Annotated in this window: 1 protein-coding gene; it reads left to right on the forward strand. The window is 55.4% G+C overall.

The genetic code is table 11. The annotated features are described in order from the left end of the window. Nucleotides 1-614, forward strand: a 614-nt coding sequence (locus AD948_RS00045) for an AMP-binding protein (RefSeq protein WP_156478854.1), incomplete at both ends; no start/stop codon positions are given.

Raw genomic sequence — 614 nt, forward strand, 5'->3', positions numbered from 1 at the left:
ACCTCAGGTTCAACAGGAAAACCCAAAGGCGTCGGTATCACCCAACAGAATTTGGCACGGCTGTTTGAATCTGCATGGGCGGTCTTTGAACCTGCTTACGATGATGTCTGGAGTGTCTTTCACTCCTACGCGTTTGACTTTTCGGTCTGGGAAATCTTTGGGGCTCTTGTGTCAGGAGGACGTGCCGTTGTTGTGCCATTAATGGTAACACGGGATACCGAGGCTTTCCACAATCTGCTTGTGCGTGAGGGTGTGACAGTCCTCAGCCAGACACCCACGGCGTTTCAGACTCTGATCCAGGTGGACCTAGCGGCGTCTGTGGCTGCCCGTGCACTCCGCCATATCATTTTTGGCGGGGAAGAGCTCAAGTCGGCGGCACTGGCTCCATGGGTTCGTGCGTGTGAGGATCAGTTGCCGCAACTGGTCAACATGTATGGCATTACGGAGACAACTGTCCACGTTACATGGCGGGAACTAGCAGTTGAGGATATTCTCAGCTCTGACGGGCAGAGCCCGGTTGGCCACGCGCTGCCGGATATGCTCATCTCAGTGATGGACAAGAACGCCAATGCCGTTCCGGCAGGCGGTGTTGGTGAACTGATGGTGGGTGGTGC

It is taken from the genome of Acetobacter senegalensis, from assembly GCF_001580995.1.
GTDB lineage: Bacteria > Pseudomonadota > Alphaproteobacteria > Acetobacterales > Acetobacteraceae > Acetobacter > Acetobacter senegalensis.